General features: G+C 65.0%; 10 protein-coding genes and 1 pseudogene. 8 read left to right on the forward strand and 3 right to left on the reverse strand.

Features of this window, described 5'->3' with window-relative positions:
* Window positions 1–45 precede the first annotated feature (45 nt).
* The 3 genes from D6T63_RS16440 to D6T63_RS16450 are packed head-to-tail and all read left to right on the forward strand — an operon-like array spanning window position 46 to window position 2769.
* Complete coding sequence (locus tag D6T63_RS16440) at window positions 46–996, forward strand: ABC transporter ATP-binding protein (protein ID WP_235830814.1); 951 nt, start codon at window positions 46–48, stop codon at window positions 994–996.
* A complete protein-coding gene (locus D6T63_RS16445; protein ID WP_120150138.1) occupies window positions 993–1793 on the forward strand; it encodes an ABC transporter permease in 801 nt (266 codons plus the stop codon). Before D6T63_RS16440 ends, D6T63_RS16445 begins: the two co-directional genes overlap by 4 nt.
* A gap of 4 nt (window positions 1794–1797) precedes the next feature.
* Complete coding sequence (locus tag D6T63_RS16450) at window positions 1798–2769, forward strand: COX15/CtaA family protein (RefSeq protein WP_120150139.1); 972 nt, start codon at window positions 1798–1800, stop codon at window positions 2767–2769.
* Window positions 2770–2830: 61 nt separating this feature from the next.
* Here D6T63_RS16450 and D6T63_RS16455 read toward each other — a convergent pair whose 3' ends face one another.
* Both D6T63_RS16455 and D6T63_RS16460 read right to left on the reverse strand, forming a co-directional pair.
* Complete coding sequence (locus D6T63_RS16455) at window positions 2831–3730, reverse strand: dihydrodipicolinate synthase family protein (protein WP_120150140.1); 900 nt, start codon at window positions 3728–3730, stop codon at window positions 2831–2833.
* Between the two features lie 70 nt (window positions 3731–3800).
* Window positions 3801–4745 (reverse strand): heme o synthase, encoded by a 945-nt coding sequence (locus D6T63_RS16460; protein WP_120150141.1) that lies wholly within the window; start codon window positions 4743–4745, stop codon window positions 3801–3803.
* Window positions 4746–5177: 432 nt separating this feature from the next.
* Between D6T63_RS16460 and D6T63_RS20265 the strand changes: the two are divergent.
* The 3 genes and pseudogenes from D6T63_RS20265 to D6T63_RS16475 all read left to right on the forward strand — a co-directional run.
* Window positions 5178–5339 (forward strand): annotated as a pseudogene (locus tag D6T63_RS20265) (hypothetical protein); the annotation flags it as partial.
* Window positions 5340–5695: 356 nt separating this feature from the next.
* Entirely contained in the window at window positions 5696–7189 is a 1494-nt protein-coding gene (locus D6T63_RS16470; RefSeq protein WP_120150142.1) for a glyceraldehyde-3-phosphate dehydrogenase, read from the forward strand.
* A gap of 137 nt (window positions 7190–7326) precedes the next feature.
* The gene (locus D6T63_RS16475; RefSeq protein ID WP_120150143.1) at window positions 7327–8352 is read left to right on the forward strand and encodes an ATP-dependent 6-phosphofructokinase; all 1026 of its coding nucleotides are present in this window, start codon (window positions 7327–7329) and stop codon (window positions 8350–8352) included.
* A 149-nt stretch (window positions 8353–8501) separates the two neighbouring features.
* On the opposite strand, the gene D6T63_RS16480 is transcribed toward D6T63_RS16475, so the two are convergent.
* On the reverse strand, window positions 8502–9809 hold the full coding sequence (locus tag D6T63_RS16480) for a helix-turn-helix transcriptional regulator (protein ID WP_120150144.1): 1308 nt from the start codon (window positions 9807–9809) through the stop codon (window positions 8502–8504).
* A 166-nt stretch (window positions 9810–9975) separates the two neighbouring features.
* Here D6T63_RS16480 and tkt point away from each other — a divergent pair, with 166 nt between their 5' ends.
* Both tkt and tal read left to right on the forward strand, forming a co-directional pair.
* Window positions 9976–12180, forward strand: coding sequence for a transketolase (gene tkt, locus D6T63_RS16485; protein WP_120150145.1), 2205 nt, complete (start codon window positions 9976–9978; stop codon window positions 12178–12180).
* A 233-nt stretch (window positions 12181–12413) separates the two neighbouring features.
* Window positions 12414–13472, forward strand: a 1059-nt coding sequence (gene tal, locus D6T63_RS16490) for a transaldolase (RefSeq protein WP_120150146.1), incomplete at its 3' end; no start/stop codon positions are given.

A 13472-nucleotide genomic window follows, 5' to 3' on the forward strand; every position in this document is an offset into this window, starting at 1 on the left:
ATCAGGCACCCTTCGATGGACTACTACCTGACGTAGAATCATGGCGTGCCGACTACCGCCCCTGCCCTCGAGATCGATGGCCTGATCAAGGATTTCGGCCCCGTCGGCGCCCTCGACGGCCGGATGATGCGTGTGCTCGACGGCGTGAACCTCCGTGCCCTGCACGGAGCGGTCACCGTGCTGCTGGGCGCGAACGGAGCAGGCAAGACGACGACCCTCGAGTGCGCACAGGGACTGCAGCGTGCCAACGGCGGGCTCGTGCGCCTTCTCGGCGAGGACCCTTACCGGGCATCGCCGCACCTCCGGGCGCGCGTCGGAGTCATGCTGCAGGACGGCGGACTCCCGCCGTCGGTGCGCCCGCTCGCCCTTCTCCGCCATGTCGCGTCCATGTACAGCGCCCCCCTGCCCGTCGACGCCCTCGCCGAACGGCTCGGCCTCGACGAATTCGGCGCCGTCTCCATCCGGCGGCTCTCCGGCGGGCAGAAACAGCGGCTGGCCCTCGCCTGCGCCCTCGTGGGTCGGCCGGAGGTCGTGTTCCTCGACGAGCCGAGCGCCGGACTCGACCCGCAGTCCCGCACCATCGTGTTCGACCTCATCCGTGAGCTCCGAGCCGACGGACTCGCTGTGATCCTCACGACGCACCTGCTCGACGACGCGCAGAGACTTGCCGACTACGTGTACATCGTCGAAGGTGGCCGGACCGTCGCAGAGGGTACGGTCGCCGAGCTCACGGCGGACAAGGACTCCGACGGCGTGCGCGAGCTGCGGTTCGACACGGTGCCCGGGCTCACGCTCCCGCCCGAGCTCCTCCCCCACCTGCGCCAGCTCGAATCGGAGCCCGGGCAGTACGTCCTTCGCGGAGAACTCACCGCTTCCGACGTAGCACACCTCGCCCAGTGGTGGGCCGCATGCGGAGTCATGCCCACGACCATCTCCCTGGCCCCCCGCTCCCTCGAGGACGTCTTCCTCGACATCTCCGGACGGAGCATCCGATGAGGGCGACGTCCGGTACGCAGGGCGCAGCGGTTACGTCGCCGTCGAGGGCGACGAGTGGATCTGCTGCCGGCCTGCCCGCGCGCATCCTGCGCCAAGGCGCGTACGAATCCCTGGCGATGCTCCGCAACGGGGAGCAACTGGTGCTCGCTATCGTCCTGCCGCTCCTGGCACTCGCGGCCCTGGTGATCACTCCGCTGCTGGACGCTCATGGACCCAGCCGCATCGACATCGCGGCGCCCGGCGTACTCGCCCTGTGCACCATGTCGACGGCCTTCACCGGCCAGGGTATCGCCACGGGCTTCGACCGGCGATACGGCGTCCTCCGCTTCCTGTCCACGACACCACTCGGCCGATCCGGACTGATCCTCGGCAAGGCGGTAGCCGTCGTCGCGGTCCTGGCCGTCCAGCTCGTGGTGATCGGTGGTGCGGCCGTGCTGCTTGGATGGTCCCCCCGGCCCGAGGGTATTCTGCCGGCGGCACTCCTGCTGCTCGTCGGATCCGCTGCCTTCACCGCACTGGGTCTCCTGGTGGCCGGCACCCTCCGCCCGGAGGCCACACTCGCCGTCACCAACCTGGTGTGGATACTCCTCGCCGCCGCCGGAGGAATCCTCATCCCGGCATCGGGCCTTCCCACCGCCGTCGAGCCGCTCATCTCCGTCCTGCCGTCCGCTGCTCTCGGCGACGGCCTGCGGAGCGCCCTGCTGGACGGCGTCCTCGATCCCATCGCGTGCCTCGTGCTTCTCGCCTGGGCCTCCCTCGCTAGCCTGGCGGCCATCCGCTGGTTCAAATGGAGCTGACGACATGACCCTTCCCGCGCTCTCCCGATTTACCGACGCTCTACCCCGGACGACCGCGCCACTCGTGCGCCGCCTGGCCATCGCGTCCCTGGTCTCGCAGATCGCCATCGTCGTGACCGGCGGTGCGGTGCGGCTCACGGCCTCGGGGCTAGGGTGCCCGGAATGGCCGCGCTGCACGCCGGAGTCGATCGTGACCACGCCCGAGATGGGCTTCCACGGCGTGATCGAGTTCGGCAACCGGCTCCTGACCTTCGTGCTCGTCATCATCGCGGTCGCCATGATCGTGTCCGTGCTGGGCCTGCGGCGGGAGCGCAAGGACCTGTTCCGCCTGTCCGTCGGACTCTTCCTCGGCATCCCGGCGCAGGCCGTCATCGGCGGCATCACCGTGTGGACCGGCCTGAACCCGTGGGTCGTGGGACTCCACTTCATCGTCTCGATGATCCTCGTGGCGCTCGCGACCGTCCTCGTCGATCGCGCCCGCCTGTCCACGGAGCAGTACCGGCTCCGTCGCGCACCGGCCGCCCCTCCCCTGCTGCGGCAGCTCCTCGTCACCTCGACCGTGCTGACGTCGGTCGCCGTCGTCCTCGGCGTGATCGTGACGGGATCCGGGCCACACGCAGGAGACCAGGGCGCCGCCCGGAACGGGCTCGACTCCGATCTCATGACACGGCTCCACGCGCTACCGGTCTACCTGCTCGTGGCCACGGTGGCGCTCGCCGTCGTCGTCGCCTACCGCGCCCAGGTCGAGGGGAAGCTGCGCAGGGCGCTCCTCCTGCTGGCCGCCGTCGTGCTCGCCCAGGGAGCCATCGGCTATACCCAGCACTTCCTGCACCTGCCGGTCGTCCTCGTGGCGCTGCACATGCTCGGGGCGTCGCTGCTCATGTCGGCGGCGATCCACGCGCACTACACGGGGACCACGCGGAGGACCCTTCCCGGCAGTACCGCGCAATCAAGGCTCCCGCAGGCCGTCGCCTAGGCTCATGACGCCCACGCCACTCGCGCCGCCATCAGGGCCGGTGGTAACGAAATCGAATCGCTCAGTCGTCGTCGAACTCGGTCTCGAGCACATCGAGGAGGCGGCCCAGCTCGCGCAACTCGGACCCCGGGCTCGGCAGCAGCGGAGGCCTCGGATCACCGGCAGCGATCCCGCAGGCCCGCGCCAGCAGATGGAGACCGCTGATCTTCCTCAGGCCCGTGACGTGGTCCACCAGTGGACCGAGGACGTGCCGCACGCGGTCCACCTCGCGCTGGTCCCCGGCGACGACGGCAAGGCGCAGGCGCGCGTAGTACTTCGGGAGGATCGCGGCCGGGCCGCTGTGCCACGCATCAGCCGGAACCTCGCCCGTCAGCATGAGGACGTCACCACTCACCCCGTGGCTGAAGGGGCCGGGAACGAGGGCCTCCAACTCGCGGTGCCGTGCGTTGAAGGTCTGCGCGTCTGGCGCCGTGTCCTTGAAGGCGACCACCTGGGGGATGGCGGCGAGTTCGGCGACCACCTGCAGGGAATAGTCGAACTGGGTGGTACCCGGGTTGTTGTACAGGCAGATCGGAAGGTCCGTCGCGGCGCAGACCGCGCGCACCTGAGCCAGTACCTCGTCATCCGTAAGGGGTACGTAGGAGACAGGAGAGAGCACGAGTCCCGCAGCGCCCGCCGCTTCGGCGTCGACGGCCGCCTCGAGTACCTCCCGGGTGCCGACGGAGCTGATACCCACAGCAACCGGCACCCGGCCGGCGACGGCGTCGATCGCGGTCCTCGCGACCTCCGCGCGTTCCCCCCGGTCGAGGTAGGCGAAGCTGCCCGAGGATCCGAGGACCGTGATCGCGTCGACGTCCGCAGCCGCGAGACCCTCGATGTGGTTGTGGAGGTCCCCGTGCGAAACGGAACCGTCCTCATGGAAGGGTGTGACGGGGTAGGCGATCAGGCCGGTGAAGTCCATGACTGCCAGCCTAGGGGAACAGCGGTCCCCCGGCGCTCGCTCGCTGTCGGACCTGCCCCGGCCGTCGGGATCAGGGCAGAACTGCCGATCCGACGAACGGGTCGACGGCCAGGGCCAGGAAGAGGACCGTCAGGTAACTGATGGACCCGTGGAAGACCTTCATGGCGGCCTTGTTGGTCAGCTCGCCCTGCTGCGCGAGGGAGTACAGGCGATGGGACTCGCGGATGAACCACGCACCACCGATGACGGCGGCAACGGAGTAGACCCAGCCGGCCCCGGCGGGGATCAGCAGGAGTGAGCATGCTGCCATCGCCCACGCGTAGAGGACCACCTGGACCGAGACGACGCGCGCGCCGGCGATGGCGCCGAGCATCGGCACGTTGGCCGCGTTGTAATCGTCGCTGTACTTCATGGAAAGCGGCCAGTAGTGCGGCGGTGTCCACAGGAAGATGATGAGGAACAGCACGACGGCGGGCCAGTCCACCGAGTTCGTGACCGAGGCCCAGGCGATGAGGACGGGCATGCACCCTGCGGCCCCGCCCCAGACTATGTTCTGGGAGGTGCGGCGCTTGAGCACCAGGGTGTACACGACTACGTACAGGAAGATGGCGGCGATCCCGAGCATGCCCGCCAGCGGATTCGCTCCGAACCAGAGCACCCCGATCGCGACGATGCCGAGGATCCAGGAGAAGACGAGGGCTTCACGGGGCGTGACCTCACCCGTGACGAGCGGCCGGTTCTCGGTCCGGTGCATCAGCTTGTCGATGTCACGGTCGATGTAGCAGTTGAAGGCTCCTGCGCTACCGGCGGCAAACGCTCCGCCGACCATCGTCGCGAGAATCAGGCCGAGCGGAGGGAACCCGCCCTGGGCGAAGATCATGGTGGGAAGAGTGGTCACCAGGAGAAGCTCGATCACGCGGGGCTTCGTCAGAGCGAGGTATGCCTTCGCTTTGCGTCCGAAACCCTGACGGGCCTGCGGGGAACGCGCCGGAGCAGGAACCTGCTGGGTCTTCACAAGGCAACACTTTCGTTTCTTCCGGAGTAAAAGACAGTGCCCATCATACCCTTTTACACCGTGTAGAAATCGGAGCCCTTTCCGCTTCCGCCGCCGCCGTCGTCGTGATCGCCCGCGCCGACGTCCGCTCCCTCGTTCCCCTTCGCTGCCGCCGCCCTATGGCGGCGGCAGCGATGGAAGGCACTGAACCGACAATGGGGAGTCGTTACGCGTCCCGCGCAATGTCCTGGTGTGAGGAACGACATTCTTCGACTCCCACGGCCCAACGCAGGCCCGAAGGGATAGTGTGGTTTGAAAGCCCACTGTGGAAGCATGCCCGGAATGAGTCACCCGGGCTCAGTGCTGTCTCCGGTCGGAGCCGAACTTTGCAGGATTCAATGGTGAACGGCCAGCCTGACGGCGTGCCTGGAGGCATTTCCCGTCAACAGCTAGATGGCCGTTCCGGACAGAGAGGGGCCCGGAAACGTGCCACAGACGCAACAGCAGGAATTGACCTGGACCGAGCTTGATCAGAGGGCGGTTGATACGGTTCGTGTTCTGGCCGCGGATGCGGTGGAGAAGGTGGGGAATGGGCATCCGGGGACGGCGATGAGTNACCCCGCACCCCCAACACCCACCCCGCACCCACCCCCAACACCCGCCCCGCGGCATACACCACCACCCTCTGCTGCCCGAAAGGGTGGTCGAAACCATCCCGAAACAGCGTTTTCACTACCCGGACTCGGCGGGACGATGAGCACTGAGCCCACCTTCGAGCAGCGGACGCCAACGACGATCCGGTGGAACCTGCCTCCGAAGCAACGAACCACGTGGCAGCAACGCCCGGTGTCGAGGAAATTGCGAACACGACCGCAGTACTCATCGATGAGCAGCTGATGTCAGTGTCCGCATCGCTGGAGTGGGTGCCCAGATGCTCGTCAACAGACCGACCCTCCTTAGGAGAGCAATCGATGCTACAGACACCAGACCCCTATCTCGATACGTGGATGGGCCGCGAAGCTCTCGCCGAGGCCATGATCCCGGTGATCGGCCGGCTGTACCGCGAGAACAACGTGGTTGTGAGCATTCATGGTCGGAGTCTGACCAACAAATCCACCATGCATATCCTCAAGGCGCACCGATTCGCGCGCCGGATCAGTGGGGATGAATTGGCCTTGGAGGAGACTGCCCCGCTACTGAACATCCTGGCGAAGCTCGACCTCGGCTCGGCCGCGATAGATATCGCGCGCCTGCACCAGAAGTTCAGGGACGAGGGCAACGAAGCCGACCTGGAGGAGTTCCTTCGTGCCGAGCTCGCCGGCATACTAGGGAGGCGCGGCGATGGCGACGGTACCGGCACCGATGTCGTGCTCTACGGCTTCGGTCGGATCGGGAGGCTGCTGGCCCGTCTCCTGATCGAGAAGGCCAGTGGTGGTAATGGACTACGCTTGCGCGCCGTCGTCGTTCGCCGAGGATCCGACAACGACCTCGCCAAACGGGCAAGTCTCTTGCGGCGCGATTCGATCCATGGCCCCTTCGACGGCACTATCCGAATCGATGACCATGCCAACACCATCACGGCCAACGGCGTGCAGATCCAGATCATCTACTCGGATGACCCCGCCGCCATCGACTACACCGCATACGGCATCAACAACGCCCTGGTGGTCGATAACACCGGCCGCTGGCGCGACGCCGAGGGTCTGTCCCAACATTTGAGAAGCAGAGGTGTCGCTCGGGTGCTCCTGACCGCACCAGGCGAAGGTGATCTGAAGAACATCGTCCACGGCATCAACCACCGCACGATCGAGGACACGGATCGGATCATCTCCGCTGCGTCCTGCACGACGAACGCCATCACCCCGGTCCTGAAGGCCATTCACGAGAGGTTCGGCGTGGTACACGGCCATGTGGAAACCATCCACTCCTATACGAATGACCAGAACCTGATCGACAACTTCCACAAGGGTGATCGTCGTGGGCGGTCCGCTCCGCTGAACATGGTGATCACCGAAACAGGTGCAGCCGAAGCAGCCGCGAAAGCTCTGCCCGAACTACTGGGCAAGCTCACCGGTAGCTCCATCCGAGTGCCCACTCCGGACGTATCCCTGGCCATCCTGCATCTCGGCCTGGAGAACGCGACAACCAAGGACGCAGTCAACAATTTTCTTCGAGAAATGTCGCTGCACTCCGGCCTGCGCAAGCAGATCGACTACATCGACTCGCCCGAAGTGGTTTCCTCGGATTTCGTCGGTTCCCGTCGTACCGGCATCGTGGACGGCCTTGCTACCGTTTCCACGGACCGCAATCTTGTTCTCTACGTCTGGTACGACAACGAGTTCGGCTACAGCTGCCAGGTGGTGCGGGTCATGGAGCAGATGGCCGGCGTCCACCGGCCGTCCCTCCCAGCTACAGACATCGTCGAGGAGGCAATGTCGGTACTCGCAACGTGGGCGCCCGCCTAGCCTCCGTCCTGCTACACCGTCCGTGTCGTCACTGCGGAAATCGCAATGACGCGGGAGATCTCGGCACTCGAAACGCATTTCTTCTCTCATGACGCCACCTTGTCCCTGCAATTCCCTCCCATGATCTGAGTACATACGTGAAAATCGGAATCCTTACCAGCGGCGGTGATTGCCCCGGACTGAACGCTGTTGTCCGCGGCGCGGTATTGAAGGGCATTACTGTGCACGGACACGAATTCGTGGGTTTCCGTGACGGCTGGCGTGGTGTGGTGCAGGGTGACGTCATCGACATCTCCCGCACCATGGTTCGTGGTATCGCCAAGCAGGGCGGCACGATCCTCGGCACCTCCCGCACCAATCCCTTCGACAACGGCGGTGGTCCCGAAGTCATCGAAGCTCACCTGGTCCGGTTGGGTATCGATGCGATCATTGCCATCGGCGGTGAGGGAACCCTGGCTGCAGCGAATCGTCTCACCGACGTCGGATTGAAGATTGTGGGCGTACCGAAGACGGTGGACAACGACCTCGATGCGACGGATTACACCTTCGGTTTCGATACCGCTGTGCAGATCGCCACGGAGGCGATCGACCGGCTGCGCACTACCGGCGAATCACATCACCGGTGCATGGTCGTCGAGGTGATGGGCCGTCACGTCGGCTGGATCGCCCTGCATGCCGGCATGGCGGCGGGCGCCCACGCCATCCTCATCCCGGAACAGAAAGTCAGCGTTGAGCAGATAGCCCAGTGGGTCACCCAGGCCAACGCCCGCGGCCGTGCGCCGCTGGTAGTAGTTGCAGAAGGGTTTGTTCCAGAGCACCTGGAATCACCACACTCTCCGCGGGGGCTGGATACTTTCGGCCGCCCGAGGCTCGGCGGAATCGCGGACAAACTGGCGCAGGAGCTCGAGACCCGGACCACCATCGAAACCCGTGCAACCACCTTGGGCTACATCCAACGCGGCGGTGTGCCCTCCGCCTTCGACCGTGTCCTTGCCACTCGGCTCGGCATGGCCGCTATTGACGCCGTCGTCGAGGACTCCTGGGGCACCATGGTCGCCCTGAGAGGCACTGAAATTCTACGAGTGAGCTTCGAGGAGGCGTTGGGTCAGCTGAAATCCGTTCCGCAAGAGCGCTACGACGAAGCCGCGGTCCTGTTCGGCTAGATCGCGTCATAGAAGGACGCGCATTACCGCCTCGGAGGCCGAAACCGCTGCCACGTCGTGCCCGAAGATCCCCCACCGTAAGTCAGCCAAGTCATCGAACCACTGATTCAGGGCTCCATGCCAGTCCGGTGCAACCGGTCGTCATTCCGTCAGCGAAGCCCGTTGCTATGCGCCAGGGCGATGGCCTCTGTGCGTGAGCCTACGTCGAGCTTCTTGAACAGGTTCCGCACATGGAACTTGACGGTGTTCTCGCTGATACCCAGTAGTGAGGCGATCGTGCGGTTGCGTTCTCCGGAGACGAGGTGCTGAAGCACTTCGAGTTCTCGCGCTGCGAGGTTCCACTCAGCGACATCCCCTGCCGGACGCGCCGGTAGGTCCAGCGGGAGCGTGACGAAGACGTCTGCACCCCAACCAGGCATGACATCGATCTGCAGGTGTCCGGTGAGCGCCTGTACCCGGCGATCCAAGCGGCTGATATTGGGCGAGTCGGCTGCAAGTGCACCGCCGCCGTCGTCGCGTACGTTGATAAGAAGGTTTTCGCCATCGCAGTCCCAATGGATTCGTACTCGGCTGACGTCGGGCTGCTCCACCATGGCCAGCACAAGTCCTCGGACGATGGCCCGCGCCGCGTGGGCGACTTCGCCGGGAAGGGCCCTTCCGTTGAGCGGCGGTTCGACGAACTCGACCTTGATTCCGCTGAAGCGCGTCAGCGGTCGCAGGTCCTCCCGCAGGCGCTCGAAAGTTGTCGCGACGGGCTGCTCTATGAGGTCCGTCGTACGGTCGCTGAGAGTGCGGATCCCGATCAGGGCTTTGGCTGTGAGGTCGGTGACGGTGGAGCGGGCTGCCGCATCGTCGAGGGAGGATGATCGCAGAGCAGCCAGGAGTGTCTCCAGGGTCGTGGAGTGTAGATCGGTCAGTTCCGCCGTCACGCGGACTCGTTCAGCTGAGGCTGCCCGTGATTCCAGCAGGAAGGACGGCGGCGCGTCAGCTACTTTCTCATGGATCCGTTGGGCGGCAATGCGCCACAGATAGGACACCACGTCCATTCCCACTTCGCGCTTCGGATCGACGGAGCGAGGATCCGTGAGGACGAGAAGGGCGCGGCTGGAGGTGTGTATCAGGGCAAGTACGGGGCGAGGTCGACCGGCGAGCTCGGCTTCGCCGAAGAAAGATTCCTCGTCCGAAAGGGCTGAGCGGAGTGCATCGAGTTCGGCGATCGAGACTCGGGAGATGATTTCCTCCTCACCCGCCTTCTTTCGGGGGCGCCCAGTGCACTCCTCGGTGAAGATGACCAATGCGCTGGTTGCGAGGTAGGGAGATATCGCCTCACGCAGTCGCTCCGCGATGTCGGTGAGGGGAGCATCGGCCAGAGCCGCTACGGCCTGCAGGAACGGCCACGGCAGGTCTGGGGTGTGACCGAATACTTCCGTCAGGGGATGGTCGGTTGCGGCACTCATCGTGTCAGTGTATCTGAGTAGACGTAGCTTCCAACCCTTAAGGGTAGGCAGAACCGTCAGAAAACAGTGTTACCCCTACCCGTTTGATTCACCATCATGGATACCAGCCACAAAGCATCCGTACGGCCGCTAGAGGCCCGATGACCGAAATCAAAGGAGATAAATCGTGAATCCGACAGCAAATGCGACGCTCACCGAGGACCCAACACTGACCTGGACCGAGCTTGATCAGAGGGCGGTTGATACGGTTCGTGTTCTGGCCGCGGATGCGGTGGAGAAGGTGGGGAATGGGCATCCGGGGACGGCGATGAGTTTGGCGCCGGCTGCGTATGTTTTGTTTCAGAAGTTGTTGCGTCATGATCCGTCGGATCCGGAGTGGACCGGTCGTGATCGTTTTGTTCTTTCTCCGGGTCATACGTCGTTGACGTTGTATATCCAGTTGTTCCTGTCGGGGTATGGGTTGGAGTTGGATGATTTGAAGGCGTTGCGGACGTGGGGTTCGCTGACGCCGGGTCATCCTGAGTACCGGCATACCAAGGGTGTGGAGATCACCACGGGTCCGTTGGGTCAGGGTTTGGCGACGGCGGTGGGGTTCGCCTATGGGCAGCGCCGGCAGCGGGGGATGTTCGATCCCGAGGCTGCGGCGGGGACGAGTCCTTTTGATCACACGATCTGGGTGATTGCCTCCGATGGTGATCTTCAGGAGGGTGTGACGTCGGAGGCGTCGTCGCTGGCCGGGCATCAGGAGCTCGGGAATCTTGTGGTGATCTATGACGAGAACCATATTTCCATCGAGGACGACACCGATGTCGCGTTCACCGAGGATGTCCTGAAGCGGTACGAGGCGTACGGGTGGCATACCCAGCGGGTGGACTGGACGAAGACCGGGAAGTATGTCGAGGACGTCGCGGAGCTGTATTCGGCTCTGGTCGCGGCGAAGGCCGAGACCTCGAAGCCCTCGATCGTGTCGTTGCGCACGATCATCGGGTATCCGGCGCCGAAGAAGCAGAACACGGGCAAGATCCACGGTTCGGCCCTGGGCAAGGACGAGGTCGCGGCGTTGAAGGAAGTGTTGGGCTTTGACCCGGAGAAGCACTTCGAGGTCGATCCGGAGGTCCTGGAGCACGCACGCGGTGTGGTGCAGCGCGGCGCTCAGGCGCACGCGGCCTGGCAGGAGGGCTTCGATGCGTGGCAGGCCTCGCACGCCGAGGAAGCGGCCGTGCTGGAGCGTATCCAGGCACGGACCCTGCCGGCGGGCTGGGATGCGAGCCTGCCGTCGTTTGAGGCCGGTAAGGACCTTTCGACCCGTGCGGCGTCGGGGAAGGTCCTGACCGCGATCGGCCCGGTCCTGCCTGAGCTGTGGGGTGGCAGCGCTGATCTGGCGGAGTCGAACAACACGACCATCGAGGGAGCGGCGTCGTTCATTCCCGAGAGCCGTCAGACCGCGTCGTGGAAGGGCAACCCGTACGGGCGGGTGCTGCACTTCGGTATCCGCGAGCACGCCGCGGCGGCGATCGTCAACGGCATCGTGATGCACAGCAGCACCCGGGCGTTCTCGGGGACGTTTTTGATCTTCAGCGACTACCAGAAGCCCGCGGTGCGCCTGGGTGCGCTGATGGGTGTTCCGGCGATCTATGTGTGGTCCCATGACTCGATCGGGTTGGGCGAGGACGGGCCGACCCACCAGCCGGTGGAGCAGCTCGCGTCGCTGCGGACCATTCCCGGGCTCGACGTCGTCCGCCCCGGTGACGCGAACGAGGTCGCCGTGGCCTGGCGGACGATCCTGGAGAACACCCAGAACCCCGCCGGGATCGTGCTGACACGCCAGAACATCCCCGTGTATGAGCGCGGTGACGGTCCGGCGACCGGAACCACGTTCGGTTCCGCCGAGGGCGTCGCCCGGGGCGGATACGTGCTCGCCGAGGCCAGCACCGACACCCCCGACGTCATCCTCATCGGCACCGGTTCCGAGGTCCAGCTCGCCGTCGAGGCCCGCGAAACCCTCGAAGCCCAGGGCATCAGCGCCCGCGTCGTGTCGATGCCGTGCCTGGAATGGTTCAACGCCCAGGACGCCGCCTACCGCAACAGTGTCCTGCCGCGCACCGTCCGGGCCCGCGTGTCCGTCGAGGCCGGTGTCTCCCAGAGCTGGCAAGGCATCGTCGGCGACGCCGGACGCAGCGTGTCCCTGGAACACTTCGGTGCCTCCGCGGACTACAAAACCCTCTACCGCGAGTTCGGCATCACCGCCGACGCCGTCGTCCAAGCCGCCAAGGACTCCATCGAAGCCACCACCACCGACCCCCTGGCACCCAACGGCACACCCGCCATGGCCTCCGGCCACCAAGCCACCGAAACCGGCGACCAGCTCTAACACCAGCAGCACTGACAGCAGAAGCACCGCACCGGTAGTTGCAGGAGCATCGCACTGCAACTACCGGTGCGGGGACAGGTGCATTGGAGAGTGCGGGACGAGTCCCGCACTCTCCAATGCACCCTCCAGCCATAACTCTCAGCACACTTCTTCAGTACATTTCTTCAGCCACACATATTCGTTACCTTTCTTCCGCGTATATTTCTCCGCGTTGAGCGGACAAGGAGTACATCATGACAACACCCACAGCTGATCTTTCGGCCGCCGGCGTATCCATCTGGCTCGATGACCTCTCGAGGGAGCGCATCAATTCCGGTGAGTTCAAGCACCTCATCGAGGACCTCGATGTCGTCGGTGTGACGACCAACCCGAGTATCTTCGCCGCGGCGTTGAAGAAGGGCGAGTCCTACGCCTCCCAGGTCGGAGCCCTCGCCGAGGCCGGCGCCGACGTCGACCAGGCCGTGTTCGACATCACCACCCACGACGTCGCCCAGGCGTGCGATATCTTCGCCGCCGAGGCCAAGCGCACCAACGGCGCCGACGGCCGGGTCTCGATCGAGGTCGATCCCCGCCTCTCACGCGACACCCAGGGCACCATCGCCGAGGCCAAGCGCCTCCACGCGAAGGTCCAGCGCACCAACGTGCTCATCAAGATCCCCGCGACCCTCGAGGGCCTGGAGGCCATCTCCTCGACCCTGGCCGCGGGCATCAGCGTCAACGTCACCCTGATCTTCTCCCTCGAGCGCTACCGTGCCGTGATCAACGCCTACCTGACCGGCCTCGAGCAGGCCAGGGACAACGGCCACGACCTGACCAAGATCCAGTCCGTCGCCTCGTTCTTCGTCTCCCGCGTCGACGCCGAGATCGATGCACGGCTCGATAAGATCGGCACCGACGAGGCCACCGCCCTCAAGGGCAAGGCAGGCCTGGCCAACGCACGCCTGGCCTACCAGATCTTCGAGGAGCAGTTCTCCACCGAACGCTGGCAGGTCCTCAAGACCGCCGGCGCGAATGCCCAGCGTCCCCTCTGGGCCTCGACCGGCGTCAAGGACCCCAACCTCCCCGACACCCTCTACGTCACCGGGCTCGTCGCCGCGAACGTCGTGAACACCATGCCCGAGAAGACCCTCGAGGCCACCGCCGACCACGGCGTCGTCGAGGGCGACACCATCACCGGCACCTACACCGAATCCAACGAAATCCTCAACCAGCTCGACGCGATCGGCATCTCCTACGACGAAATCGTCGACAAACTCGAAACCGAAGGCCTCGACAAATTCGTCACCAGCTGG

Source organism: Arthrobacter cheniae (genome assembly GCF_003602275.1).
GTDB classification, from domain to species: domain Bacteria; phylum Actinomycetota; class Actinomycetes; order Actinomycetales; family Micrococcaceae; genus Arthrobacter_D; species Arthrobacter_D cheniae.